27 protein-coding genes and 2 tRNA genes are annotated in these 23,491 nt (G+C 57.8%); 7 read left to right on the top strand and 22 right to left on the bottom strand.

Going from position 1 to position 23,491, the window contains the following annotated elements:
- Window positions 1–80: 80 nt before the first annotated feature.
- From H3L94_RS08750 to hisH, 3 genes are all read right to left on the bottom strand, one after another.
- The gene (locus tag H3L94_RS08750; RefSeq protein WP_182121700.1) at window positions 81–449 is read right to left on the bottom strand and encodes a diacylglyceryl transferase; all 369 of its coding nucleotides are present in this window, start codon (window positions 447–449) and stop codon (window positions 81–83) included.
- Between the two features lie 39 nt (window positions 450–488).
- Window positions 489–1,229, bottom strand: a complete 741-nt coding sequence (gene hisA, locus H3L94_RS08755) for a 1-(5-phosphoribosyl)-5-[(5-phosphoribosylamino)methylideneamino]imidazole-4-carboxamide isomerase (protein WP_182121701.1) — start codon at window positions 1,227–1,229, stop codon at window positions 489–491.
- A gap of 148 nt (window positions 1,230–1,377) precedes the next feature.
- Complete coding sequence (hisH, locus tag H3L94_RS08760; protein ID WP_182123145.1) at window positions 1,378–2,028, bottom strand: imidazole glycerol phosphate synthase subunit HisH; 651 nt, start codon at window positions 2,026–2,028, stop codon at window positions 1,378–1,380.
- Window positions 2,029–2,246: 218 nt separating this feature from the next.
- On the opposite strand from hisH, the gene H3L94_RS08765 reads away from it, so the two are divergent.
- Window positions 2,247–2,465 (top strand): hypothetical protein, encoded by a 219-nt coding sequence (locus tag H3L94_RS08765; RefSeq protein WP_040660326.1) that lies wholly within the window; start codon window positions 2,247–2,249, stop codon window positions 2,463–2,465.
- 91 nt (window positions 2,466–2,556) lie between these two features.
- Here H3L94_RS08765 and H3L94_RS08770 read toward each other — a convergent pair whose 3' ends face one another.
- The 4 genes from H3L94_RS08770 to bfr (H3L94_RS08785) all read right to left on the bottom strand — a co-directional run bounded on the left by H3L94_RS08770 (window position 2,557) and on the right by bfr (H3L94_RS08785) (window position 4,700).
- Window positions 2,557–2,895 (bottom strand): AzlD domain-containing protein, encoded by a 339-nt coding sequence (locus tag H3L94_RS08770; RefSeq protein WP_182121702.1) that lies wholly within the window; start codon window positions 2,893–2,895, stop codon window positions 2,557–2,559.
- The gene (locus tag H3L94_RS08775; protein ID WP_182121703.1) at window positions 2,892–3,593 is read right to left on the bottom strand and encodes an AzlC family ABC transporter permease; all 702 of its coding nucleotides are present in this window, start codon (window positions 3,591–3,593) and stop codon (window positions 2,892–2,894) included. The genes H3L94_RS08770 and H3L94_RS08775 overlap by 4 nt, the downstream gene beginning before the upstream one ends.
- A gap of 143 nt (window positions 3,594–3,736) precedes the next feature.
- Window positions 3,737–4,210: a bacterioferritin gene (gene bfr / locus H3L94_RS08780; protein WP_182121704.1), complete on the bottom strand. Its 474-nt coding sequence runs from the start codon at window positions 4,208–4,210 to the stop codon at window positions 3,737–3,739.
- Window positions 4,211–4,235: 25 nt separating this feature from the next.
- Complete coding sequence (gene bfr, locus H3L94_RS08785) at window positions 4,236–4,700, bottom strand: bacterioferritin (RefSeq protein WP_182121705.1); 465 nt, start codon at window positions 4,698–4,700, stop codon at window positions 4,236–4,238.
- Between the two features lie 386 nt (window positions 4,701–5,086).
- On the opposite strand from bfr (H3L94_RS08785), the gene H3L94_RS13065 reads away from it, so the two are divergent.
- Window positions 5,087–6,026 (top strand): IS630 family transposase gene (locus H3L94_RS13065; protein ID WP_182121706.1). Its coding sequence is split into 2 segments (ribosomal slippage): window positions 5,087–5,419 and window positions 5,421–6,026, totalling 939 coding nucleotides; the frame shifts between segments, so codons are not numbered across the junction.
- 143 nt (window positions 6,027–6,169) lie between these two features.
- Here the strand turns inward: H3L94_RS13065 and fnr are convergent.
- A complete protein-coding gene (gene fnr / locus H3L94_RS08795; RefSeq protein WP_009118808.1) occupies window positions 6,170–6,904 on the bottom strand; it encodes a fumarate/nitrate reduction transcriptional regulator Fnr in 735 nt (244 codons plus the stop codon).
- Between the two features lie 230 nt (window positions 6,905–7,134).
- Between fnr and hemN the strand changes: the two genes are divergently transcribed.
- The gene (gene hemN, locus H3L94_RS08800; RefSeq protein WP_182121707.1) at window positions 7,135–8,523 is read left to right on the top strand and encodes an oxygen-independent coproporphyrinogen III oxidase; all 1,389 of its coding nucleotides are present in this window, start codon (window positions 7,135–7,137) and stop codon (window positions 8,521–8,523) included.
- A gap of 49 nt (window positions 8,524–8,572) precedes the next feature.
- Here hemN and H3L94_RS12600 read toward each other — a convergent pair whose 3' ends face one another.
- The 11 genes from H3L94_RS12600 to H3L94_RS08850 all read right to left on the bottom strand — a co-directional run bounded on the left by H3L94_RS12600 (window position 8,573) and on the right by H3L94_RS08850 (window position 17,145).
- A complete protein-coding gene (locus H3L94_RS12600) occupies window positions 8,573–8,719 on the bottom strand; it encodes a lipoprotein signal peptidase (RefSeq protein ID WP_342355408.1) in 147 nt (48 codons plus the stop codon).
- A 43-nt stretch (window positions 8,720–8,762) separates the two neighbouring features.
- Complete coding sequence (locus H3L94_RS08805; protein WP_182121708.1) at window positions 8,763–9,965, bottom strand: acetate kinase; 1,203 nt, start codon at window positions 9,963–9,965, stop codon at window positions 8,763–8,765.
- 120 nt (window positions 9,966–10,085) lie between these two features.
- Window positions 10,086–10,161, bottom strand: a tRNA-Ala gene (locus tag H3L94_RS08810).
- Window positions 10,162–10,168: 7 nt separating this feature from the next.
- Window positions 10,169–10,245 (bottom strand) — tRNA-Met (locus H3L94_RS08815).
- Window positions 10,246–10,557: 312 nt separating this feature from the next.
- A complete protein-coding gene (gene dksA, locus H3L94_RS08820) occupies window positions 10,558–10,974 on the bottom strand; it encodes an RNA polymerase-binding protein DksA (RefSeq protein ID WP_182121709.1) in 417 nt (138 codons plus the stop codon).
- Between the two features lie 69 nt (window positions 10,975–11,043).
- Window positions 11,044–11,613 (bottom strand): YggT family protein, encoded by a 570-nt coding sequence (locus H3L94_RS08825; RefSeq protein ID WP_009118813.1) that lies wholly within the window; start codon window positions 11,611–11,613, stop codon window positions 11,044–11,046.
- Window positions 11,610–12,416 carry a pyrroline-5-carboxylate reductase gene (gene proC, locus H3L94_RS08830; RefSeq protein WP_182121710.1) on the bottom strand — a complete coding sequence of 269 codons (807 nt, stop codon included), beginning with the start codon at window positions 12,414–12,416 and terminating at the stop codon, window positions 11,610–11,612. The genes H3L94_RS08825 and proC overlap by 4 nt, the downstream gene beginning before the upstream one ends.
- 49 nt (window positions 12,417–12,465) lie before the next feature.
- On the bottom strand, window positions 12,466–13,158 hold the full coding sequence (murU, locus tag H3L94_RS08835) for an N-acetylmuramate alpha-1-phosphate uridylyltransferase MurU (protein ID WP_182121711.1): 693 nt from the start codon (window positions 13,156–13,158) through the stop codon (window positions 12,466–12,468).
- 96 nt (window positions 13,159–13,254) lie between these two features.
- Window positions 13,255–14,157, bottom strand: coding sequence for an EamA family transporter RarD (rarD, locus tag H3L94_RS08840; protein WP_182121712.1), 903 nt, complete (start codon window positions 14,155–14,157; stop codon window positions 13,255–13,257).
- 255 nt (window positions 14,158–14,412) lie between these two features.
- Complete coding sequence (locus tag H3L94_RS08845; RefSeq protein ID WP_425325941.1) at window positions 14,413–15,753, bottom strand: PilT/PilU family type 4a pilus ATPase; 1,341 nt, start codon at window positions 15,751–15,753, stop codon at window positions 14,413–14,415.
- A gap of 351 nt (window positions 15,754–16,104) precedes the next feature.
- On the bottom strand, window positions 16,105–17,145 hold the full coding sequence (locus H3L94_RS08850) for a type IV pilus twitching motility protein PilT (protein ID WP_156786995.1): 1,041 nt from the start codon (window positions 17,143–17,145) through the stop codon (window positions 16,105–16,107).
- Window positions 17,146–17,316: 171 nt separating this feature from the next.
- Here H3L94_RS08850 and H3L94_RS08855 point away from each other — a divergent pair, with 171 nt between their 5' ends.
- The gene (locus H3L94_RS08855) at window positions 17,317–18,012 is read left to right on the top strand and encodes a YggS family pyridoxal phosphate-dependent enzyme (protein WP_182121714.1); all 696 of its coding nucleotides are present in this window, start codon (window positions 17,317–17,319) and stop codon (window positions 18,010–18,012) included.
- Window positions 18,013–18,212: 200 nt separating this feature from the next.
- Here H3L94_RS08855 and H3L94_RS12605 read toward each other — a convergent pair whose 3' ends face one another.
- Complete coding sequence (locus tag H3L94_RS12605) at window positions 18,213–18,368, bottom strand: lipoprotein signal peptidase (RefSeq protein WP_244958891.1); 156 nt, start codon at window positions 18,366–18,368, stop codon at window positions 18,213–18,215.
- 34 nt (window positions 18,369–18,402) lie between these two features.
- Here H3L94_RS12605 and H3L94_RS08860 point away from each other — a divergent pair, with 34 nt between their 5' ends.
- Entirely contained in the window at window positions 18,403–19,518 is a 1,116-nt protein-coding gene (locus H3L94_RS08860) for an aminotransferase class I/II-fold pyridoxal phosphate-dependent enzyme (protein WP_182121715.1), read from the top strand.
- 79 nt (window positions 19,519–19,597) lie between these two features.
- Here H3L94_RS08860 and H3L94_RS12610 read toward each other — a convergent pair whose 3' ends face one another.
- Window positions 19,598–19,750: a lipoprotein signal peptidase gene (locus H3L94_RS12610; RefSeq protein ID WP_244958893.1), complete on the bottom strand. Its 153-nt coding sequence runs from the start codon at window positions 19,748–19,750 to the stop codon at window positions 19,598–19,600.
- A 151-nt stretch (window positions 19,751–19,901) separates the two neighbouring features.
- Window positions 19,902–20,387 carry a S24 family peptidase gene (locus H3L94_RS12615; protein WP_244958739.1) on the bottom strand — a complete coding sequence of 162 codons (486 nt, stop codon included), beginning with the start codon at window positions 20,385–20,387 and terminating at the stop codon, window positions 19,902–19,904.
- A gap of 659 nt (window positions 20,388–21,046) precedes the next feature.
- Between H3L94_RS12615 and H3L94_RS08870 the strand changes: the two genes are divergently transcribed.
- Window positions 21,047–21,295, top strand: a complete 249-nt coding sequence (locus tag H3L94_RS08870) for a helix-turn-helix domain-containing protein (protein ID WP_182121717.1) — start codon at window positions 21,047–21,049, stop codon at window positions 21,293–21,295.
- Entirely contained in the window at window positions 21,292–23,451 is a 2,160-nt protein-coding gene (locus H3L94_RS08875) for a Mu transposase C-terminal domain-containing protein (RefSeq protein WP_182121718.1), read from the top strand. Before H3L94_RS08870 ends, H3L94_RS08875 begins: the two co-directional genes overlap by 4 nt.
- Window positions 23,452–23,491: the final 40 nt, after the last annotated feature.

Here is a 23,491-nt window from a genome sequence, read left to right on the forward strand (position 1 = left end):
GATAGGGAAGGGGAAGAAAACAGGCAGGCTACCTGAAAACGCAGCCAGGCGTTTCAGGTAGCCTGATGGTATGCCGATCATCAAGAATTGGGCTGCGGTGCGGGCGTGCCGGAAATACACTGCTGCGCGCTTTCGCCCAGCCAGCCGGCCGCCATGCCGCAGCCGTTTTGCTCCAGCCAGAAATAGCCGCCGCCGGCCACCAAGGCAATCACCAGACGCAGGCCGAGGTTGCCGCCGAAGGTGTCGGACAAAAACAGCATCAGCGCCGCCCAAGCCGCCACCACGCCCCAATGCACCATCCACACGGTGTCGGGGTTCGGTATCTGCCAATTCATGAAACCGTTGATGACGATGGCGAGGATGGCGAAAAACAAGCCTTCAAACAAAATCTTAGGCTCCCGGTCGCCCAGCCAGATACACCAAAAGCCCAATACAAATGCGGCCAACATGATACGCTCCCTTGTCAAAAAACAAACAAAACAATCGGATTATTGAATGAGGCTGTCTGCCAGACGCTGTGCCTCGGCAAAGTCTATGCTGCCTTCGTAAATCGCCCGTCCAGTGATGGCGCCGGCCACGCCTTTGTCCGCCACCGCACACAGGGCGCGGATGTCGTCCAGATTGGTCAATCCGCCGGAAGCAATCACCGGAATGCGTACCGCTTCGGCCAGCTTGACCGTGGCTTCGATATTGACGCCGCTCATCATGCCGTCGCGGCCGATGTCGGTGTAGATGATGCTGTTGACGCCGTCGTCTTCAAAACGTCGGCTCAAATCAATCACATGATGCTCGGTGACCGTGGCCCAGCCGTCAATCGCCACTCTGCCGTCTTTGGCATCGAGGCCCACGATGATGTGGCCGGCAAACTCGCGGCAGGCTTCGTGCACGAAGTCTGGGTTTTTCACCGCCGCGGTGCCGATGATCACATCGTGCAGACCGAGTTTCAGGTAGCGTTCGATGGTGGCCAGATCGCGGATGCCGCCGCCCAACTGCACGGGAATGTGGCTGCCGACGGCTTCCAAAATCTCGCTGATGGCGGGAAAGTTTTTCGGCTCGCCGGCAAAAGCGCCGTCCAAATCCACCAAATGCAGACGGCGCGCGCCTTGTTTGAACCAATGCGCCGCCATTTCGGCCGGACGGTCGGAAAAAACGGTGGCGTCTTCCATCAGGCCTTGGCGCAGGCGCACACATTGGCCGTTTTTCAAATCGATGGCGGGGATCAGCTGCATGGGGATATTCCGTGGGTAAACAAAAGAAACAGGCTACCTGAAAGGCGGCTATTTTACTGAATTTATTAGAAACCGACAAATTCTTACATTTCAAAGCGCATCGGCTGTTGCTTCTGAAGGATTCAGAAGGCGCGGCACAGACCGGCCTTTAGGCCTGGCCGTCCCAATTCAGAAAATTGCGCAACAGCAAAAGGCCGCCGTCGTGGCTTTTTTCGGTGTGAAACTGGGTGGCGAACACATTGTCGCGGCCGACAATACAGGCAAAGGGGCTGGGATAATCGCTTTCGCCCAATACCAGCGCTGGATCGGCAGGCGCAAAATAATAGCTGTGCACAAAATAAAAGCGGGTCTCGTCGGCCAGGCCGCGAAACAGCGGATGCGGACGAGTTTGGCGTACGCTGTTCCAACCCATGTGCGGCACTTTCAGACGCTCACCGGCTGCATCGTGCAAGTCCGGCGCAAAGCGTTTTACCTCGCCGGCAAACCAGCCTAAGCCGGCGGTATCGCCTTCTTCGCTGTGCTCGAACAGCAGCTGTGCGCCCACGCAAATGCCGAAAAAAGGCTTGTGCTTGAGCGCATCCTGTAAAGCCTCGCCCAGGCCGCTGTTTTGCAGCGCGGCCATGCAGTCGGGCATGGCGCCTTGGCCGGGAAACACGATTTTATCGGCTGCCGCCACCGCATCGGGGCAGTCGGTAAGCCCGATTTCGGCATCGACGCCGGCCAAGTGGCGGGCCGCTTCCACCGATTTATACACAGAATGCAGGTTGCCCATACCGTAATCGACAATCGCCACTTTCATCATACATCCCTTATCGCAAAACGCCCGCAACCGCGCGGGCAGGCGATTGTACCCGCCGCCGCTGCAGGAAACAATCGGCAGGCAGGGTTTCGGCACTGCGGTACGCCGTGTAGAATGTCGCGCATCTTCTGCTGCGGATGCGCGGCCTTCCAGCCGCTCAAGCTGCCTGAAACAGGCGGCGGGGCAGTTTTCTTTACCCACAGATAAGGAGTTGGACGATGCAGAGTTTTGGCCGTGCTTTGGTGTATTTGGGCGTGTTCGCCATCATTTTGAACTTCTTCAATTTCGTGCCCAAATTATTGGTCTGGATTTACCAGTGGGGCGAAGGCCCGGCTTGGGGCATCAAAATCGGCCTGATTATTGTGGGCGGCATCTTGTGGCAACTAGGCCGGCAGCAGGCAGCCCGCGCCGCCGTACACGATGAGGGCGAAGAATAAACCGCCGGCAGCGTTCAGGTAGCCTCTTGTGCTCCTGACACCAAGCGCCATCGGCCTGCCACGGGCTGCTGGCGTTTTTTGCTGACCGCGGCTAAAGCAGACCGGCCCACCACAGAATGCCGTTGAGCACGCCGATGCCGGCGGCCAAACTGAGCAGCATATTGCGCCGCCAGACGTGTATGCCGAGCACGGCCAGCAAAGCGGCCAGTTCGGCCGCCAAGCGCAGCCCGCCCTGCCCGCCATCGGGCCGGCTCAGGCCGCTCAAAATCAGCAACACCAACACCACCAACGGCAGGGCGGCATTCACGTCTTGCAGCAATTTGGCTTTCAACCAGCTTTTCGGCAGCATCAAAGGCGCGGCGCGCAAGGCAAACGTCACGCCGCCCATCAGCAACACCGTCAGCCACCATTGCCAAGCTTGTGCCGTCATTCACCGGCCCTCCCTGTCCACACCGCCGAGCGGCACACGATAAACACCACACTCAAAGCCACGGCCAACAGCAGCAGATATTGCTGCGTGAAGGCGCCTGCCGCCCAAAAAGCGACGGCGGCCAACAAGCAGGGCCACCATTCGCGGCGGTTGCGGTATTGCTCGTAAGCCAAAATCACAAACAGGCAGTTCAACGCAAAGCCCAAATTCGGGATCCACTCGCCCAAGCCGCCACCCACGCCGACGCCGGCCAGGGTGCCGAGCACCCAATACATCTGGTTGCAAAACACAATCCGCCCCATCAACGGCCGGCGCAAAGGGGGCGGCAAGGTGGTCAGCACCGAAAAACTTTCATCGGTCAGCGCAAACAGACTGTACCAACGCACCCATTTGCGCTCGGGCAGATCGTCTAACAGCGGCATGGCGTAAAACACATGCCGCAGATTGATGATGAAAGTATTGAGCGTCATCGCCAACACACCGGCCCCGCCGGCAAACATGGCCACCGAGGCATATTGCGCGGCACCGGAATACACAATCAGGCTGGAAGCCGCCGACAACCAAGCCGGCAAACCGGCGGCGCTCATCAGCACGCCGAAGGCCACTGCCGCGGGGACATAGCCCAAGGCAATCGGATAGGAATAATGCAGCGCCAGCCGCCATTTGCGGGCGCCCGACAAATGCTCCGAATCGCTCATCGCTTCACCAAAGGGAATCAACAAAAGGCGGCGATTGTAAGCAGGCGCGGTGCATTCGGCAAGCAGCAGAAAGGCTACCTGAAAGCGAAATACTTTCAGGTAGCCTGATACCGGAATCGGAGGTTTTGGCAGTGGTTGTGGTTTTAGTCCTCTTGCGCCCCGGTTTGCAGATAATTGACCAAGCCCACGGAAGCAATCAGCTCCTGCTGGGTTTCCAGCCAATCAATGCGTTCTTCGTTTTCATGCTTTTGCGCCTGCAATAGCTGGCGGGAAACATAGTCCTGCTTCGCTTCGCACTCGGCGATGGCTTCCACCAGCGCAGTGTGCTTTTCCTGCTCTTTTTGCAAATCGCAGCGGATGATTTCTTCCACATTCTCACCGATCAGCAGCTTGCCCAGCTCTTGCAGATTGGGCAGGCCTTCCAAGAGCAGAATGCGCTCGATCAGATCGTCCGCCGCCTTCATCTCGGTAATCGACTGTTTGTAGAAATAGCCGCCCAGCTCCTCAAAACCCCAGTTTTTCAGAATGCGCGCATGCAGGAAATATTGGTTGATGGTCACCAACAGCAGGCCGAGGTTGCGGTTGAGCTGGCGGATAACGTCGCGGTCGCCTTTCATGGCAATACTCCTTCAAATAGTTGGCTTACAGCTGGCTTTGCAGGTAGTTTTGCTCGCCCACCAGCTTGATCAGACGCAACTGCTGCTCCAACCAATGTGCGTGGTCTTCCTCGGTGTCTTTCAATTGGTTCACCAGCATCTCGCGGGTCACGTAGTCTTGCTGCTCTTCGCACAGCTTGATGCCTTTTTTCAGGTTGTCGCGCACTTCGTATTCGGTTTCCAAATCAAACTGCAGCATCTCGGCCACATCTTTACCTACGCGGATGGCGCTGGGTACGCACACGGGGGTGCCGCCCAACATCAGAATGCGGCGGATAAAGTTTTCGGCGTGCAGGGTTTCGTCTTCCATTTCGTGGCCGATGCGCTCGAACAGCTTGGTGTAGCCCCATTCGGCGTACATACGGGAATGGATGAAGTATTGGTCGCGGGCGGCCAATTCGCCGGCCAACATCTCGTTCATATAATCGATAACTGCTTTATTGCCTTGCATGGTTTTGCTCCTTAAGTGATGTGAGGTCGCAGAGCAACGCCCTTACGGCGGCCCGCTGTTGATGGCTGCGCATTATACGCGGCTTATTGAGAAAATTCTCATCTCCGCTTTTTAATGCGAATAATTCTTTTATAAAACAACCACCTTTCCCATATAGGTTAAAATAAAATCCTTATAAAATATAAAGGCTTAATCTGATACTGGTTTTCAATTAAATATAACAATGATTACCATCTGCCTGAATATTTACACAGCTTTACTTCAAAAAGACGAAAAAGTGACGAAAAACATTAACTTGCAGATGATAACCATTGGCGTTCCTGCTCTAGAGCAACTTCGACTAAAAACGTTACATAATAGGTTTTTTCTGGCAGCCGGAGCATGAGATGCGCGCCTATTCGCAAGACCTGCGAGATCGAGTACTGGGAGCGCTGGAGCGCGGAGAGCGCCCCAGCGCCATTGCCCGTCGTTATGAAGTCAGCCGCATGTGGGTATATCGGGTGCGTGATCGCTTCGAAAAAGAAGGCGAGCGCAGCAGCAGGCAGCAAGGCGGCAAGCGCATCTCCCGACTGGCGCCAGTAGAGGGCATGATCCGCGACTGGATCAAGGCCGATCCCGATCTGACCTTGGTGCAAATGTGCGAGCGTTTGGGCGAGCATGGCATCAGCATCAAACCCTCGGCCTTGTGGCACCAGCTCAACAAATGGCGGCTGAGCTTCAAAAAAAACGCTGCACGCCAGCGAGCAGGAACGTGAAGACGTGCAGCAGGCACGGGCGAGCTGGATACAGCAGCAGGCCCGGCTCGATGCCAGGCGCCTGGTATTTCTGGACGAGACCTGGAGCAGCACCTGCATGACGCCGCTGCGCGGGCGCGCCCCGCGCGGTCAACGCTGCGTGGCCAGCGCCCCGCATGGGCACTGGAAGACCAGCACCTTCATTGCCGCCTTGCGCTGTGATGCACTGACGGCCCCCATGGTGACCGATGGCCCCATCAATGGCGCCGTGTTTCTGGCGTGGGTCAAAACCTTTCTGTGCCCGACACTTCGCCCTAGCGACATCGTCATTGCCGACAACCTCTCCAGCCACAAAGTGGCGGGCGTGCGAGAAGCCATCGAAGGCGTGGGCGCCAGCATTCGCTATCTGCCGCCGTACTCGCCGGATTTGAACCCCATCGAGAAGCTGTTTGCCAAGTTCAAGGCGCTGCTGCGCAGGGCGGGCGAGCGCACGGTGGGTGCGCTGTGGCAGCGCATGGGGCAGCTGGTTGATTTGTTCTCGGCTCAAGAGTGTGCCAATTACTTCAAATCAGCTGGGTATGTAATGAATTAAATCGAAATTGCTCTAAGCAGACATTTTCAAGCAGCCATCAGCTGTCTCGCCTACCATAAATTCAGGCTACCTGAAATCCGTTTCAGGTAGCCTTTCTGTGAAACATATGCTTTCGCCAATCCATGCATGCGGCACAACCGGGTTTACTCTGCTTCTTCCGCTTCTTTTTGTTGCTTACAGCCGCCCACCAGTTTGCGCAAACTCTCCGGCTGCAGCAGGCAAATGTGCTTGTGCTCCACCGAAATCCAACCTTCCTGATTAAAGCGCGATAGGGTGCGGCTGACCGTTTCCAACTTCAGCCCCAAATAACTGCCGATTTCCTCGCGCGACATACGCAAAATAAAATCGTTGGCGGCAAAACCGCGCTGCTGCAACCGCTGCGATAAATTCAGCAGAAACGCCGCCAGCCGCTCTTCTGCACGCATATTGCCCAACAGCATCATCACGCCTTGGTCGCGCAGGATTTCACGGCTGATCAAGCGGTAAAAATGCGATTGCAGCGAGGGCACTGCCACGCCCAGCTCCTCCATGCGCTCGAACGGCAGCTCGCACACTTCACTGTCTTCCAAGGCCATCGCATCGCAAGTATGTTGCTTATGATAAATACCGTCCAAACCCACCAACTCACCGGACATGAAAAAACCGGTAACCTGATCGCGCCCGTCAAAACTGGCGATGGTGGTTTTCATAAAACCGGTGCGCACGGCATACAGCGAATGGAACTCATCGCCGCTGCGGAACAGATATTCGCCTTTCTTCAAACGGCGGCTTTGGCGCAACACCGAATCCAACTGGCGCATTTCCTCCGCCATCAGCCCCACCGGCAGGCAGAGCTCCTTGAGCGAACATTTGGAGCAAACATTTTTGGTATAAGTCATCGTGTGTGTGCGGCCTTATGTAAATCTATCCCACCGGATGCAGAAGGCTTGACCGATATCAATGCCCCTGCCGGCAGGCCGTTTATAGTAAGAACTTTTTGTGCAATGTGCACCCGGTTGGAAATTTTGTCTATTCTAACCATTTTTAAACACAAATCCTACCATTGATTCCGTTTATCCCTCCCCTCCTGCTCCTTAGGAGGCAACGCAATCCGACGCCGCTTAACATCATGAAACACAGCAACACCAGCCAAACCCTCGTTTTCGACCGCGAACTGATCGCCTCCCTGCCCGCCAGCGGTCCCCGTTACACTTCCTACCCCACCGCAGATCGCTTTCACACCGAGTTTGGCGAACAGGATTACCGCCAAGCCCTCCGCCAACGCAGCGACGACCCGCTCTCACTTTATCTTCACATCCCGTTTTGCAACACCATCTGCTACTACTGCGGCTGCAACAAAGTCATCACCAAAGACACCGCCCGCGCCGACCGCTATTTAGGCTACCTGAAACAAGAATTTGCCCTTCAGGCGCAAAACTGGACCGGCAAACCGCCGCTGGCCCAGCTGCACTTCGGCGGCGGCACCCCCACCTTCCTCAACGAAAACCAGCTTGCCTTCGTGTTCGACCTCATCCGCCAACACTTCACCCTGCTGCCCGAAGGCGAATACTCGATTGAAATCGACCCGCGCAAAGTGAGCCGCGAAACCGTTCTGTTTCTCGGCCGGCTCGGCTTCAACCGCATGAGCGTAGGCATTCAGGATTTCGACCCGCAGGTGCAGCAGGCCGTCAACCGCATCCAAAGCGAAGCAGAAACCCGCACCGTCATCGAAGCCGCCCGCGAAGCCGGATTCCGCTCGGTCAGCGTTGACCTGATTTACGGCCTACCGCACCAAAGCCCCGCCTCCATGCAGCAGACCCTGGATAAAGTGCTGGCGCTTGATCCGGACCGCCTGGCGGTCTATCACTACGCCCACCTGCCCCATCTCTTCAAACCCCAGCGCCGCATCGACACCGACGCCGTGCCCGACAGCAACACCAAGCTCGACATGTTGCAGCAAATCGTACAGCGGCTCGATCAGGCCGGCTACGTCTTCATCGGCATGGATCATTTTGCCAAACCCGGCGACGAGTTGGCCGTGGCCTTGCGCGAAGGCCGCCTGCAACGCAACTTCCAAGGTTATTCCACCCATGCCGATTGCGACCTGGTGGCCGTCGGCGTGTCGGCCATCGGCAAAATCGGCCGTACTTACAGCCAAAACGAACGCGAACTGGAAGCCTACTATGCCGCCCTCGATGCCGGCCGCCTGCCAATCATGCGCGGCTATGTTTTAACCGATGACGACCTGCTGCGCCGCCGCCTGATCCAAGACCTGATGTGCCGTTTCGGTCTCGAGTTTGCCGACTACACCGCCGAATGCGGCCGGCCGTTTGCCGACTACTTCGCCGCCGAAATGCCCGAATTGACCGGGATGGCGGCCAAAGGCCTGCTGGAGCTGGATGCCGAAGGCCTGCGCGTGAGCGCCAAAGGCCGCTTCCTCATCCGCAACATCGCCATGGTGTTCGACCACCACCTGCGCCACCGCACCACCGCCGCCCGTTATTCGCAAACGGTATAAACTTTCTTCTGCCGCCCGCTCTCATGCAAACAGGCTACCTGAAAACTGTTCAGGTAGCCTGAGACCTTTGCAAAACCCCCAGATGTGGATGCAGTTCAAGGCGTAGCAGCGCAGTGAGTGCAGACATATCATATAGATAGACAAGCGAGCGAGCAGCGCACAACGCAGAAATGCGCCGCAGATGGGGGTTTTGCAAAGGTCTCAGCCTGTTTCATCTTCTAATTGTTAATGCTGTTCACTCAAACCGCAATGCCGGCCAGCTGCGCGGTATCCTGCGCAATCATCAATTCTTCATTGGTCGGCACCACCATCGCCAGCGGCGCGGAGCCGCTTTGGCTGATGATGCCGCTCTGGCCGAAGCGGGCCGCCAAATTCGCCTTTTCATCCACCGTCAAGCCCATAAAGCCCAAATAGCCGATCACTTTCGCACGGATTTGGTCGGAGTTTTCGCCAATCCCGCCGGTAAACACCAAAGCGTCCAAACCGCCTGCCGCCACGCTCATGCCGGCCACATATTTGGCCAAGCGGTAGGCGAAAATTTCCAAAGCCAGTTTGGCGCCTTCATGCCCTTTCGCCGCCTCTTCTTCCAGCGTGCGGCAGTCGTTGGACAATTCGGAAATACCGAGCAGGCCGCTTTTTTTGTTCAGCAAATCGGTAACCGCCGCCATGTCCATGCCCGCATTTTCGTTTAAGAACAGAAACACAGAAGGATCGATATCGCCGCTACGCGTGCCCATGACCAAACCTTCTAAAGGCGTGAGACCCATACTGGTATCGCAGGAGCAGCCGTCGCGCACGGCGGCAATCGACGCGCCGTTGCCCAGGTGGGCGATCACCAGGCGCAAACCCTGCTCGCTGCGGCCCAGTTGGCGGGCCGCCTCTGCTGCCACAAAGCGGTAGCTGGTGCCGTGCGCGCCATAACGGCGCAAACCGTAATCGCGGTACAGCGCCCGCGGCACGGCATAGGTGTAGGCATGCTCGGGCATGCTTTGATGGAAGGCGGTATCGAATACCGCCACATGCGGCACTTGATTGAAAATGCTTTGCGCGGCGCGGATACCCAGCAGGTGGGCGGGGTTGTGCAGCGGCGCCAACATAATGCAGGCCTCAATGCCGGCAATCACTTCATCGTCAATCAAACAAGAAGCTTTAAAGCGCTCGCCGCCGTGCACCACCCGGTGCCCCACCGCGCCGATGCGGCCGTCCAAACCGCGATCTTTTAATTCGGCCATCAGGGCTGCCACAGCCCCGGTGTGCGTGGGATCGCCAGCCAGGCTGACGCTGCGCTTGCCGCCGTCTGCCTTGAATGTGATGACCGCATCCGGCAGGTTGATTTTCTCGGCCAAACAGCTGAGCAACACCTCGCCATTATGGTTGTCCAACACGGCGCCCTTCACTGAAGAGCTGCCGCAGTTTAAAACCAAAATCAGTTGTTGAGACATGACACTCCCTTCGTTACATCCATGAATTTCTGATGAAGCGGCAGAACGCAGGCCCTCTCCGCCCCAAACAATGGGAATAAAAAAAACCGGCTGTTGAAGCAGCCGGTTTTTTCTTTATTCTGGTGGAGGTAAGCGGGATCGAACCGCTGACCTCTTGCATGCCATGCAAGCGCTCTACCAACTGAGCTATACCCCCTAAATTTTGGTGGCGAATCAGGGACTCGAACCCCGGACACAAGGATTATGATTCCTCTGCTCTAACCGACTGAGCTAATTCGCCGCTCTGTTTGAAGCCGCGAATTATACGGGTTTTTAAAAACCTGTCAAACCCCGACAAGCCATTTATTTTTTGTGCGTTGATTTGTATAACAATAAAACCCCGTTCGCCTACCGAATCAACCAACATGGTTGAGACCTTGGCCAAATCTTCAGATGCGGATGCGGTTCAAAGCATAGCAGCGCCCGACACAGAAATACGACGCAGACGGGAATTGGGCAAAGGTCTCGGGCTACCTGAAACCGCCATCACGCCACAGCATACAAAGCATTCCGGCCTGTCTGCGGTTTGCAAACAGGCCGGAACGAAAACCCATCAATCGGCAAACTGTTTTTTCATCTGCTCGCGCCGCTCTTGCGCCTCCACCGACAAGGTGGCGGTCGGCCGGGCCAGCAGCCGCTTGAGGCCGATGGGCTCGCCGGTGTCTTGGCAGAAACCGTAATCGCCCTCATCAATCTGGCGCAGGGAAGCTTGAATTTTGTTCAACAGCTTGCGTTCACGGTCGCGGGTGCGCAGCTCCAGCGCATACTCTTCTTCCTGCGTGGCGCGGTCGGCAGGATCGGGCGCCGCCTCATGGTCTTGCAGATGGCCGGTGGTATCGGCTGCTTTCTGAATCAACTCCTCTTGCAGCTGCACCAGCAGATCACGGAAAAATGCGAGGTGATCGGCGTTCATGTAGTCGTCTTCCGGGCCGTTCCAGTTGAGGATGTCCTGTTCGGTCAGTTTCGCCATTGGTTTTCTCTCCTGTCGTAAAGGGGATTGGCTTATTTTGCGAAAGCGGGAATATAGCAGACGGAGCGATTATTGCAAGAGCAACAAGCTTAGCCGCGTCATCATCTGCGGCAGCCACCACACCACCCACCACCACAGCACCAACACCAGCACGCTGGCGGAAAAATCCCAACGGCCGATGCGCAAAAAGGCAAACGGACGGCACAGCGGCAAATAAATCTGCTGCAACACCGCCATCAGGGGCGAATACGGATTGGCCAGCGACAACACCATGCGCCACACCAAACCGCCCAACAGCACATAAGCCGCCGCTTTGCTCCACGCCAACACGCTGAACAACAGATGGGCCGCCAGCAACCGCGGACTGAGCGGCACCTCAGGCAGTGCCGACACGGCTATCAAGCCATAGGCGGCCAGATAGACCAGCCAAGCGCCGAACAGGCAGGCCGTGTCCCAACGGCCCAGCGGCGGCAGGATTTTGCGCAGCGGCCGCACCAGCCAGTCGGTGCTGCGGCTGCAAAACTGCGCCAAAGGATGCAAAAAATGCAGCCGGCCATATTGCAGCAAACAGCGGGCCAACAACAGCATGGCCAACGCATCGGCCACCCACAGCAACACCACGCTCAACAATGTTCTCACAGCGGCTCCTTAACAGCCAATTGCCGGCCCAATTCTTCGGAACGCGCCACACAGGCTTCCACGCCGGCCTGAATGGCCGAGGCTACCTGAAGCCGCTCGAAGGTGCTCAAGGCTTCATAAGTGGTGCCGCCTTTGGAGGTTACCTTCTGCTGCAACACAGCAAACTCCTCGCCGCTCTCCTCCGCCAAGGCCACCGCGCCTTTAAACGTCGCCAAACTCAGGCTGCGCGCCTCTGCAGCCGAAAACCCTTGCCCCTGAGCGGCTTGGGCCAAAGCATTCATCAAATAGAACACATAAGCCGGGCCGCTGCCGCTGATGCCGGTGATGCGGTGCAGGCCGTCTTCGTCGGGCAGCCAAACCGTCTGTCCGCTGGCCGCCATGATGCTTTCGGCCAAAGCACGGTCTTCCGCCGACGCATCTTCATCGGCAAACAGGCCGGACACGCCCTGCCCCACTTGTGCCGGCGTATTCGGCATCACCCGCACCAAACGGCGGGTGCCGCCCAGCCAAGCGCTCAAGGTGTCGCAACTCAAACCGGCCGCCACCGACAACACCAAAGCGCCGCCCACCGCCAGCCCGGCCACCGCCGACCGCATGTCTTGCGGCTTCACCGCCAGCACCAACACGTCTTCGCTGCCCAAGGCCGGCAAGGCCGTATCGGTGCGGATACCGTAGCGGGCGGCCAAATCGGCCAGTTTGGCGCTGTTATGGTCCACCGCGCGAATGTCGAAACCGCCGCGGCGGCACAAACCGGCGATGATGGCGGCGGCCATATTGCCGGCGCCCAGAAAATAAATGCTCATCAAAATTCCTCCTTGAGGGTGTTCAGGTAGCCTGCCGGGCGGCAAAAGGCTACCACGCCGCTGTGATGGCTGCCGCCTGCTGCAAACGCTCGGGGGTGCCGACATCCAGCCACAAACCGTTGTGCCGCTCGCCGCGCACCTGTCCCTGGCGCATGGCCTGCCGCAGCAGAGGCGCCAGTTTGGCCGCCTGCTTGGGCGGCGTTTGCGCAAACAAGGCCGGGTGGTAGATGCCGGCGCCGCTGAAGGTCAGCGCTTCGGCGTCCGCATCGGCCTCGCTGCCGACACGGCCGTTGGCGTGCAGAAAAAAATCGCCCTGCGGATTGTGGGCAGGATTGGGCACCAGCCACAAATGGGCCAGGCAGCCGGCCGGCAAACCGGCTTTGGCGCGCACGGCGTGGAAATCCAAATCGGTCAGCACATCGCCGTTGATCACCAGAAACGGGGCGTCGCCCAACAAAGGCAAAGCGGTGGCGATGCCGCCGGCGGTTTCCAGGCCCTGCTCGCCTTCCGGCGAATAGGCAATGCGCACGCCGTAGCGGCTGCCGTCACCCAAGCCGGCCTCGATTTCGTGGCCGAGCCAGGCATGGTTGATCACAATATCGCGCAAACCCGCCTCCGCCAAACGGCGCAGATGCCAGCCGATCAGTGGCTCGCGGCCGCAAGGCAGCATGGGTTTGGGCAAGGTGTCGGTGAGCGGGCGCATCCGTTCGCCGCGGCCGGCCGCCAGAATCATGACTTTCATGAATTATCCGTTTCCAATATTGAACAGGCTGCCCGAATCCTTTCAGGTAGCCTATTGTGTATGCCCAGCAGGCTACCTGAAAAGCAGCCGCCGTGTTTATGCCGCCGCCCCGCTGCGGACGGCGCGTTGCGGACGGCTGCCCCAGATAAACAGGCCCACGCCCACCCATACCCACACATAGCCGGCAAAGCGGTGCAGATCGAAGACTTCGTCAAACAGCGTCAGCCCCACGATAAACTGCAGAGTGGGCGCAATATACTGCACCATGCCCAGCGTGGACAAGCGGATGCGGCGCGCGCCGGCGGCAAACAGCAACAGCGGCCCCATGGTCACGGCACCACTGCCCACCACCAGCGCCAACGGCAGCGCAGGCAGTTGGGCGAACACCAAACCGCCCTGTTGGTGCTGCCACAGCAGATACAGCAGGGCAAACGGGAACAGCATCAGGCTTTCCAGCGCAAACCCCGTCAGCGCCGGCAAAGGCGAGAGTTTGCGGATCAGGCCGTAGCAGCCGAAACTGACCGCCAAACCCAAAGCCAGCCAAGGCATTTGACCGCCCAATGTGGCCAGCCACACCACGCCGACGGCGGCGCAGACAATGGCCAGCTGCTGGCTGCACTTGAGGGTTTCGCCCAGAAACAGGCGGCCGAGCAGCACGCTGATCAGCGGGGAAATAAAATAGCCCAAGCTGGCCTGCAACACCTGATGGCGGGTAATCGCATACAGATACAGCAGCCAGTTGAAGCCGAGAATAAGGGCGCAGGCGGCAAATGCGGCCAAGGTTTGCGGCCGGGCGCAGGCGGTGCGCAATTCGCGCCCTTTGCGCCAAAGCAGTACGGCCAGCACCGCCAACACCGTGGCCCACACAATCCGCTGCGCCAGCAGCTGGTCGGCACCGATGGGTTGTTGCAGCAGGGGAATCCAATAGATGGGAAACAGGCCCCAAATCAGATAGCAGACGCAGGCGTAAATCAGGCCTTTGCGGTATTCCTTGTCCATGTGTGTGAGGTGGGTGTGGTGGTAAAAATAACCGCCCGAGGCGGATGGCAGATGCGGCTGCCTGCTTGATGTGTGATTCGTGCGCAGACGAACCGAACCACGGCCGCCGCCAGCATACCAATCGAAACAGGCTACCTGAAAACCCGAAAGCGGTTTCAGGTAGCCTGTTGTGCGGCGGCTTTAGGGCGTGCAGTCAAACAAGCTTGTGCAGCGATTTGTTGAGACAACATGCACAGATGCCGGACACTATACGGCCTACATCAGGTTCAAATCGCCCACCCGCTCGAAGATGTGCTCGCTGGCGCGACCTTCTTCGTAAAGCTTGATGCGCAGGCGCAGGTCGTTGGCGGATTCGGCCTGACGCAGCGCTTCGTCGTAATCGATTTCGCCGTTGATATACAGGCGGAACAAATCTTGGTCGAAGGTTTGCATGCCGTCGTCTTCCGCACGCTCCATCAGGTCGCGGGCTTCCATGAGCTGGTTTTTGAAAATGTGGTCCTGCATGGCGGGGGTGTTGATCAGCAAGTCCACGATTGCGGTACGGCCTTTGCCGCCCTTTTTCAACACCAAACGCTGGCCGATGATGCCCACCAAATTCAATGCCAAGTCCATCAGAATCTGCGGATGACGCTCTTCGGGATAGAGGTTCATGATCCGCTCAACGGTTTGGCTGGCATTGGTGGCGTGGATGGTGAAGAAGCACAGGTGGCCGGTTTGCGCCAGCTGCAGGGCATACTCCATCGACATCTCGTTGCGCACCTCGCCCACCACCACCACGTCGGGCGCCTGACGCATCGCGCTCTGCACCGCCGCGCCCCAGCTGTGGGTATCGAGGCCGACTTCGCGCTGGGTGATGATGCTTTTAATCGGGCTGTGGATGTACTCGATCGGGTCTTCGATGGTCACGATGTGGCCGGCGGAATGCTTGTTGCGCCAGTCCAGCATCGCCGCCTGGGAAGTGGATTTACCCGAACCGGTGGCACCAGCCAAAATAATCAGGCCGCGTTTGCGCATGGCCAGCGTTTTCAGAGATTGCGGCAGCTGCAGATCGTCGATGGTCAAAATATCGGTGGTGATGCGACGCATCACCAAACCGATGCGGCCCTGCTCATGATAAGCGTTGACACGGAAGCGGATGCCGCTTTTCGACTGCAGGGAATAGTTCAATTCCAGCTCTTTCGGAAACGCTTCTTTTTGCTCATCGTTAAAAGTGGAATACACAATCTGGGCGGCTTCGTCTTCCGTCAGCGGCTTGAGCGGTACCGGAATCAGGGTGCCGTCGATTTTGAAGGACGGCGGGAAGTTGCTGCTGATGAAAATATCCGAAGCATTGCGTTTTAAAGATTCTTCGGCCATTTTTTCCAACAGCGGGTGCAATTGGGCGCGTTCGCGCAGCAAACCTTCCACCTTAAGTGCAGCTTTGGGTGCGGCAGCCTGCGGCTTGGCCGGCGCCACCGCAACTTTTTGCTGCCCACCGGCCGCAGCCGCCACCGCTGCGGCTGCCGGCACCGCGGCAGATACAACAGTTTCGGCGGCTTTGACAGGCGGCGGTTCGGAATGTTCATCCAGCACCACGGTCACCGCCTCGGACGTCATGGTGTGTTGAACGGCGGCGGGCGCAACCGGAACAGGCTCGGCAGGCGTCTGCGTTTCGATTACCGGCAAGTCCGGCACCGTCAGCGCAGCAGCGGCTTCAGGCAGCGGCGGGATGTCGGGAACGGCTTGCCTCTCCGCCAAAGAAGCCTCCCATGCAGGGGTTTCCACAACTTCGAAAGTGATGCCGTCATCGTCATGGAAATCGAAAGACACTTCGCTGGAAGCAACCGGCTGCGGCTCGGGCGGCGCCTCTCCCTGATAACGGCTGACCATATCCGACAGCAAGCTGGCCACATCCCGTTCGTTTTGTTGTTCGTTCGACATGATATTTTCCCTTGTTGAATTGGCGGATTAAGAGAGCTGGTCGGGGTTTTGCGCCTTGCTGCGGGCGGTTTCCAAGCTGATGGTGCCGCGTTTGACCAAGCTTTGCAAAGCTTGATCCAAGGTCTGCATGCCGTGCGACTGGCCGGTTTGCAATGTGGAGCCGATCTGGGCGATTTTGTTTTCGCGAATCAGATTGCGCACCGCCGGGGTGGAAATCAGAATTTCATGGGCCGCCACCCGGCCTTTGCCGTCACGGGTTTTGAGCAGGGTTTGCGAAATCACCGCCCGCAGGGATTCCGACAACATGGAGCGTACCATTTCTTTCTCTCCGGCCGGGAAAACGTCGATGATACGGTCAACGGTTTTGGCCGCACCGGTGGTGTGCAGGGTGCCGAATACCAAGTGGCCCGTTTCGGCAGCGGTCAGCGCCAGGCCGATGGTTTCCGGGTCGCGCATCTCACCCACCAGAATGATGTCCGGGTCTTCACGCAGGGCGGAGCGCAAGGCATTGGCGAAGCTGTGGGTGTGTTGGTGCAGTTCGCGCTGGTTGACCAACGATTTTTTGCTGACGTGCACAAACTCGATCGGATCTTCGATGGTCAGGATGTGGCTGGCCTGATTGCTGTTGACGTAGTCGATCATCGCCGCCAGCGTGGTGGATTTGCCCGAACCGGTGGGGCCGGTTACCAGCACCAAACCGCGCGGGGTATCGGAAATCTTTTTGAACACGGAAGGCGCGTTCAGCTCTTCCAGCGTGAGCACGCGGCTGGGAATGGTACGGAAAACGGCTGCCGGACCGCGCTCGGTGTTGAAGGCATTGACACGGAAACGCGAAACATTGGGCAGCTCGAAGGAGAAGTCGGTTTCCAGATTTTGCTGGTAATTTTTGCGCTGGTGGTCATTCATGATGGAAGCAATCATATTGCCCACCTCTTCGGCATTCATTTCCGGCAGGTTAATGCGGCGCACGTCGCCATGCACGCGGATCATGGGCGGCAGGCCGGCGGAAAGGTGTAAGTCTGAGGCTTTGTTTTTTACGCTGAAAGCCAGCAGGTCGGTAATCTGCATCTTGCTCAAGCTCCCTTTTTGATGAAAATCATTATGGTAAAAATATGTAGTATTTCGTATGCTCGTTTATTGTAAATACATCGACTCGGTTTGATAAAGGAAAAAGTTTGTTTTCCGGAAAATTTTTCAGTAAGGTGTCGTTTACAGCCGATTCACGCGAAAGACAAAGCCATGAACACGCTCTGCGAACGCCTTACGGCGGTGCGCCGCCAGTTGGCCGAAACCGCTGCCGCCAAGCAACGCCCATTGCCCGAGTTGGTGGCGGTGAGCAAAACATTTCCCGCTACCGATATCCGTGTCCTTTATGCGGCCGGCCAACGCCACTTCGGCGAAAACTATCTGCAAGAATTTGAAGGCAAGGTAAAGGAATTGGCCGACCTGCACGATCTGCAATGGCACATCATCGGCCACATCCAGTCGAACAAAAGCCGGATTGCGGCCGAATATGCGGCTTGGGTCCACACGGTGGACCGCGAAAAAATCGCCCGCCGCCTGAGCGAACAGCGGCCGGCGCATCTGCCGCCTTTGCAGGTATTGATTGAAGTGAACATCGGCGGGGAAGCCGGCAAACACGGCATTGCCCCGGATGAGGATAGACTGGCCGCACTGGCCTTTCAGGTAGCCTCACTGCCGCGCCTGCAATTGCGCGGCCTGATGTGCGTAGCACGCACCGGCAGCGGGCCGGAAGAGTTAACACAACAGTTCTCCCGCATGGGCGAGCTGCTGTCCATGTTGCAGCAACGCGGTTTGGCGTTGGACGTGTTGTCGATGGGCATGTCCGCCGATTTGGACTGCGCCGTGGCCTGCGGCGCCACCCACGTGCGTATCGGCAGCGCGATTTTCGGACAACGCCACACGGCAGTCTGACAAGCACAGACAAAACTGCCGGCTCCAAACTGGCCTAGACTTTGCAAAACTGGAGAAAGCACCAATACCCTAAGCGGAAAGGCACGACAGATAAGGTCTGGCCAAAATCTCAGGCTGAAACCTTTGCAAAATCCCCATCTGCGGCGCATTTCTGCGTTGTGCGTTTATGCCCTATGGGTACTGCTTGCTCACTTGCCTATCTAGATGATATGAGACCTTTGCAAAATCCCCAGATGTGGATGCAGTTCAAGGCGTAGCAGCGCAGCGAGCGCAGACATATCATATAGATAGGCAAGCGAGCGAGCAGCGCACAACGCAGAAATGCGCCGCAGATGGGGATTTTGCAAAGGTCTCAGCCTTCAATATGATTACCCCGTCCGAAAGCCCCCTATGCGCGACCAAAAAATGAACGCCTTTATCGTAATGGACATCGTGCGCGAAGCCGCCCGTTATCCCCACGCCGTCCACTTCGAAATCGGCCAGCCCGACCTGCCGCCCGCCCCCGCCGTCAAAGCCGCCCTGCAGCAGGCCGTGGCCGACAACCGCTTCAGCTACACCGAAAGCCTCGGCCTGCCCGAGCTGCGCGAAAAAATCAGCGCCCACTACCAAAACGAATACGGCGTACATGTTGCCCCCGAGCGCATCCTGCTCACCCCCGGCACCAGCGGCGCCTTCCTCATCGCCTACGCCCTCACCCTGCCGCCCGACAGCCGCCTCGGCCTCACCGACCCCTCCTACCCCTGCTACCAAAACTTCGCCCACCTGCTCGACGTGACACCCGAGTTTTTCCCCGTCGGCGCCGAAGACCACTACCAACTCCATCCCGACCAACTGCACGGCCGCCGACTGGCCGCCCTGCAGATTTCCTCGCCCGCCAACCCCACCGGCAACCTCTACACCCCCGAACGGCTGCAGGCCCTAAACGAACACTGCCGCACGCACGGCACCGCCTTTATTTCCGACGAGCTCTACCACGGCCTGGTGTACGACGGCCAAGCCGCCACCGCCCTGCAGTTCAACCCCGACGCCTACGTCATCAACGGCTTTTCCAAATACTTCTGTATGCCCGGCGCCCGCTTGGGCTGGGTCATCGTGCCCGAACACAAAGTACGCGCCGCCGAAGTCGTGGCGCAAAACCTGTTTATCTGCGCGCCCACCCTCAGCCAATACGGCGCCCTAGCCGCCTTCGATGAAGGCTACCTGAACGGCATCCGCGAGCAGTTCAAAGCCCGCCGCGACTTCCTCTATCAGGCGCTCAACCCCCTGTTTCCCATTGACGCCAAACCGCAGGGCGCGTTTTACCTGTGGGCCGACGTTTCCCGCTACACCGACGACAGCTACGCCTTCGCCAAACAGATGCTGGCCGATATTCAGGTAGCCTGCACCCCTGGCATCGACTTCGGCCGCCACCGCACCGGCCACTACCTGCGCTTTGCCTACACCCGCGAAACCGCCCATATGCAGGAAGGCGTGGAACGCATCCGCCGCTGGCTGGCCGAACGCTGAGCCCGCCGGCCAACAAAAAAAGCAGGTTGCCCAACCTGCTTTTTTTCTTGGTTTGCGAAACGGCCCTCGGCTTTTTGTTTCAGGTAGCCTGAGACCTTTGCAAAACCCCCAGATGTGGATGCAGTTCAAGGCGTAGCAGCGCAGCGAGCGAAGACATATCATATAGATAGGCAAGCGAGCGAGCAGCGCACAACGCTGTGGGGGGGTGATTGTTTTGTCCATGACAGGACAGCACAAAAAACGGGTAAAAATCTAAGGGAATCAAAAAACAAGGCGAAAAATAGGCAAAAACTGGAATTGCGAAAAATGCGCGCAAAATTGATTGGGAAATAATCAATTTTGCGCTTTTTTTGTCCGCAAAATGTTTGCGGAATGATCCAAAGTTAGTGGGCGATGCCGCAATCCCATAAATAACGGCCGTAAATCTCGAACTCGTGGTCTTGGAGCTCGGACAAATCCAGCAGCGTGGTGGGGTAGATGTCTTTGTCGCTGCTGTCGCTGACGATTTGCACGGTGTGGCGGTTGACCATTTGCAGGCGCTTGATGCGCAGCTCGTTGACTTGGCGGAACAGGTAGATGCCCTCGCTGGTGTAGCGGTTGGCCATTTGCCAGAGCACGGTGCCACGGTCGAGCAAGGTTGGGTGCATGCTGTCGCCTTTGACGCGGGTACAGAAGCACTTATCGGGCGAGACGCCCAAGTAATCAAAGAAAGAGGCGCGGAACCACATGGCCTCGGTCTCCACGTCGCTGAATAGCTCGTAGCCGTTGCCGGCGCTGCCGAAAACATTGACGTGGTAGCGCACGGGGACGATGCGCTCTTTGTCCTGCCGCTCCGCCCAAGCATCATAGGTTTTGACGTGCGGGCGCATGACGTAGGGTACGTTGTCGCTGTCGGCCGCCAATGGCTCCCGGCGCTCCGTGCCTGCCTCTGCGGGCTCGGTTTTTTCAGGTAGCCCAGATGGGTCAAGCAGATGAAGTAATCCATTTTCTCTTAACTCATCAATTATATAGCTTGGCAAAGTATATACGCGCTTCACACCGCTTTTACCGCCCTGTGTCGGCACTTCGCGAAACAACCATTCTTCTTTTTTTGCTCTGTAATCAATGCCGGCCGCCGTACCGGGGATTTTCAATAGTACAGACTGCTCTTCGGCTCTTTTTACGATGTCCCGAATCTCCGAGACACTCCTTTCTATGGGGTGATTCATTTCCTAACCCTTCTTTAAAGCTAAACTGGAAAGCTTTAGAAAAAGCTTTAAAAAGTTTAATCAGTTAAAAATCAAATATTTATTAAAAATAAGGCATTTATTTATCTTTAAAGCTTGAAAAAGATTACTTTAAAGCTATAATGTTTAGACATAGCAAACATAAACTTTAAAAAAGATTGTACCTGATTTGCTACTGCTCTTTAACAACTTGGAAAAAAGCCGAGAAATGCGGGTTGTTTGTCCCGCAGGAAGGAGATTGCTTAACAGGCTGCCCGGCGCGACCGGACAGCCGATTAAGTGATTTTTTGGGGAGTAAGGAAATGCATCCAGAAATGATTAAAGCGCGGCTGCGGATGGCGGGCTATACGCTGGCTGATGTGGCGCGGCAAGAAAAGGTGGGCGCCGGAGCGGTACGTTTGGCTCTACGACAGCCCAGTTTGTCTGGTGAGCGGGCAATCGCAAAAGTTATGGGCAAGCCGCTGCATGAATTATGGCCAGACCGATGGACAAAAGACGGCAAACGTATCCGTCCTCGTTACCGTTATCTATATGAGGAGGGCGCAGCATGAAAACGCACTACGCGCTGTCTGAGCTCGTGGGAATGGGGTTGGATTTGCCCAAGTCGGTACAAGGGCTGGGATACAAAGCCACCAAAGAAAACTGGCCTTACATCGAAACCGAATGCCAAGGCGGCAAAGGCGGCAAACGCAAAGAGTACGCCCCGCCGCCCGAGGTGATGAAACAGATACAGGAAAAAAAGGTGGCCGATCTACTGGCCGCCTCGGCGCCGGCACCGCTGCCGGCCTTGGCCGATCCGGTGCTGCCGGCGGTGGTGGCGGAAATGCCCGCCACCACCGAGAAACAGCGGCTGGTGGACGGGGCGCGGCAAGGGGTGTTGAAGGCGGTGGAAGATGTGATGCAGCAAAGCGGCGTGAAGATGGAGCAAGCCATCCAAACGGTGCTGACGCAGGCGCAGATGCCGGGCTTTGAGCATTTGGCACGGATGTTTGAGCTGGCGCGCGACGAGCGCGGGGCATCGGCAGGCAGGCTGCCCACCAGCCGCACGGTGAAACGCTGGTTTCAACGGCGGGAGGAAACGCAGTCGCTGGTGCCGAAAGTGAAGCAGGCCAGTCAGGCGATGCCGGCATGGGCGGGGCTGTTTTTGCATTTTTACCAGCAGCCGCAGAAACCCAGCGTGCAGGCGGCCTACGAGCGGTTTTGCATGGCGCATCTGGCTGAAGAGCCGCTGGCCAAGCTGCCGAGCGTGCATCAGGTGCGGCGCTTTTTGGACAAATTGGGCAATGTGAGCCGCCAAAAGGGGCGGATGGGCAGCCGAGAAATCAAAAACATCAAGCCCTATGTGGTGCGCGAGTTTTTGCATTTGGCGCCCACCGACATCTACACGGCGGACGGCCATACGTTTGATGCCGAGGTGCTGCACCCGGACAGCGGCAAGCCGTTTCGGCCGGAGATTACCACGATTGCCGACGTGGCCACCCGCAAGATTGTGGGCTGGAGCGTGGATTTGGCGGAGAGCGGGATGGCGGTGCTGATGGCCTTGAGCCACGCCTGCGAAAGCAACGGCATCGGGGCGGTTTTGTATGTGGACAACGGCAAGGGCTACAAAAACGCGATGATGACCGATGAAGCCACGGGCTTAATGGGGCGCTTGGGCATGACGATGATGCACTCGCTGCCTTACAGCTCGCAGGCACGCGGCGTGATCGAGCGGCTGCATCAGACCGTATGGGTGGAGGCGGCCAAAAGCCTGCAATCGTATATGGGCAAGGATATGGACGCGGAGGCCAAACAGCAGGTGCACAAAACCAGCCGTGCTTTGGTGCGGCAGGGCGTGAGCCTGAAGGGCGTGCCGGCGCTGGCCAATATCCAATCGCTCAATCCGCATCTGCTGCCGACTTGGGCGGAGTTTGAGGCGTTTTGCAACTGGCACGTCGAGCGCTACAACAACCGGCCGCACCGCAGCCTGCCCAAAATCCTAGATGTGGCGGGCATCAAACGGCATATGACGCCCAACGAGATGTGGGCGCTGAAGGTGGAGGAAGGGGCGGAAATCGTGCCGCTGAAGCCGGAAGACAAGCACTTGCTGTTTATGCCGCAGGTGTTGCGCACGGTACGGCGCGGCATGGTGCATTTTCGCAACAACCAATACTACAGCGCCCGATTGGAAGAGTATCACGGCGATTTGGTGCGGGTGGCTTACGACATCCATTGCGCCGAAAAGGTGTGGATTTACGACGACTGCGGCCGCCCGGTGTGCACGGCCGAATGGAACGGCAACCGGGTGGATTATGTGCCGGTGTCGGTGGTGGACCAAGCCAAAGACAAGCGGGTGGATGCGCAGCTCAAGTTGCTGGGCAAAAGGGCGGACACGCTGGAATCTGCCCGACCGGTGCGCGCCATCACGCATCAGGAAAGCAGCCTGAATATCGGCGGCATGGTGCTGAATATGGCGGATTTGGCGCAGCGCGGCGAGGAAGCCTTGGCGGCTTTGCAGGCGGGGGCGGAAACGGAAGCGGCGGCATTGCCGGCAGCGGAAGACGCCGAGGCGGCATGGACACCGCCGGCCACCCCGGAAGAAAGGCTGCGGCTGTATGAGCAGATGAAAGACCGGCCGGGTTTGACGGGGCGCGCGGAAGTGTGGGTGCGCCGTTATCCGAGCAGTCAGGAGTACCGCGCGTTGAGCCGCAGGGCGGCGGGCGGGTAATTTTTATATTTAGGAGATATGTATGAAACAAACTGAAGTT

It is taken from the genome of Neisseria shayeganii (assembly GCF_014054965.1).
In the GTDB taxonomy this organism is placed as follows: domain Bacteria; phylum Pseudomonadota; class Gammaproteobacteria; order Burkholderiales; family Neisseriaceae; genus Eikenella; species Eikenella shayeganii.

Excerpts from the sequence above, each read along its gene's own strand:
- H3L94_RS08805 (WP_182121708.1), bottom strand. The coding sequence starts at position 9,965 with ATGTCTCAACAACTGATTTTGGTTTTAAACTGCGGCAGCTCTTCAGTG.
- dksA (WP_182121709.1), bottom strand. The coding sequence starts at position 10,974 with ATGGCGAAACTGACCGAACAGGACATCCTCAACTGGAACGGCCCGGAA.
- fnr (WP_009118808.1), bottom strand. The coding sequence starts at position 6,904 with ATGACTTATACCAAAAATGTTTGCTCCAAATGTTCGCTCAAGGAGCTC.
- murU (WP_182121711.1), bottom strand. The coding sequence starts at position 13,158 with ATGAAAGTCATGATTCTGGCGGCCGGCCGCGGCGAACGGATGCGCCCG.
- hemN (WP_182121707.1), top strand. The coding sequence starts at position 7,135 with ATGAAACACAGCAACACCAGCCAAACCCTCGTTTTCGACCGCGAACTG.
- H3L94_RS08855 (WP_182121714.1), top strand. The coding sequence starts at position 17,317 with ATGAACACGCTCTGCGAACGCCTTACGGCGGTGCGCCGCCAGTTGGCC.
- H3L94_RS08875 (WP_182121718.1), top strand. The coding sequence starts at position 21,292 with ATGAAAACGCACTACGCGCTGTCTGAGCTCGTGGGAATGGGGTTGGAT.
- H3L94_RS08770 (WP_182121702.1), bottom strand. The coding sequence starts at position 2,895 with ATGACGGCACAAGCTTGGCAATGGTGGCTGACGGTGTTGCTGATGGGC.
- H3L94_RS08845 (WP_425325941.1), bottom strand. The coding sequence starts at position 15,753 with ATGACGTCCGAGGCGGTGACCGTGGTGCTGGATGAACATTCCGAACCG.
- H3L94_RS08860 (WP_182121715.1), top strand. The coding sequence starts at position 18,403 with ATGCGCGACCAAAAAATGAACGCCTTTATCGTAATGGACATCGTGCGC.
- H3L94_RS08870 (WP_182121717.1), top strand. The coding sequence starts at position 21,047 with ATGCATCCAGAAATGATTAAAGCGCGGCTGCGGATGGCGGGCTATACG.
- bfr (WP_182121704.1), bottom strand. The coding sequence starts at position 4,210 with ATGAAAGGCGACCGCGACGTTATCCGCCAGCTCAACCGCAACCTCGGC.
- hisA (WP_182121701.1), bottom strand. The coding sequence starts at position 1,229 with ATGCAGCTGATCCCCGCCATCGATTTGAAAAACGGCCAATGTGTGCGC.
- hisH (WP_182123145.1), bottom strand. The coding sequence starts at position 2,028 with ATGAAAGTGGCGATTGTCGATTACGGTATGGGCAACCTGCATTCTGTG.
- bfr (WP_182121705.1), bottom strand. The coding sequence starts at position 4,700 with ATGCAAGGCAATAAAGCAGTTATCGATTATATGAACGAGATGTTGGCC.
- H3L94_RS08775 (WP_182121703.1), bottom strand. The coding sequence starts at position 3,593 with ATGAGCGATTCGGAGCATTTGTCGGGCGCCCGCAAATGGCGGCTGGCG.
- H3L94_RS08750 (WP_182121700.1), bottom strand. The coding sequence starts at position 449 with ATGTTGGCCGCATTTGTATTGGGCTTTTGGTGTATCTGGCTGGGCGAC.
- rarD (WP_182121712.1), bottom strand. The coding sequence starts at position 14,157 with ATGGACAAGGAATACCGCAAAGGCCTGATTTACGCCTGCGTCTGCTAT.
- H3L94_RS08850 (WP_156786995.1), bottom strand. The coding sequence starts at position 17,145 with ATGCAGATTACCGACCTGCTGGCTTTCAGCGTAAAAAACAAAGCCTCA.
- proC (WP_182121710.1), bottom strand. The coding sequence starts at position 12,416 with ATGAGCATTTATTTTCTGGGCGCCGGCAATATGGCCGCCGCCATCATC.
- H3L94_RS08765 (WP_040660326.1), top strand. The coding sequence starts at position 2,247 with ATGCAGAGTTTTGGCCGTGCTTTGGTGTATTTGGGCGTGTTCGCCATC.
- H3L94_RS12615 (WP_244958739.1), bottom strand. The coding sequence starts at position 20,387 with ATGCGCCCGCACGTCAAAACCTATGATGCTTGGGCGGAGCGGCAGGAC.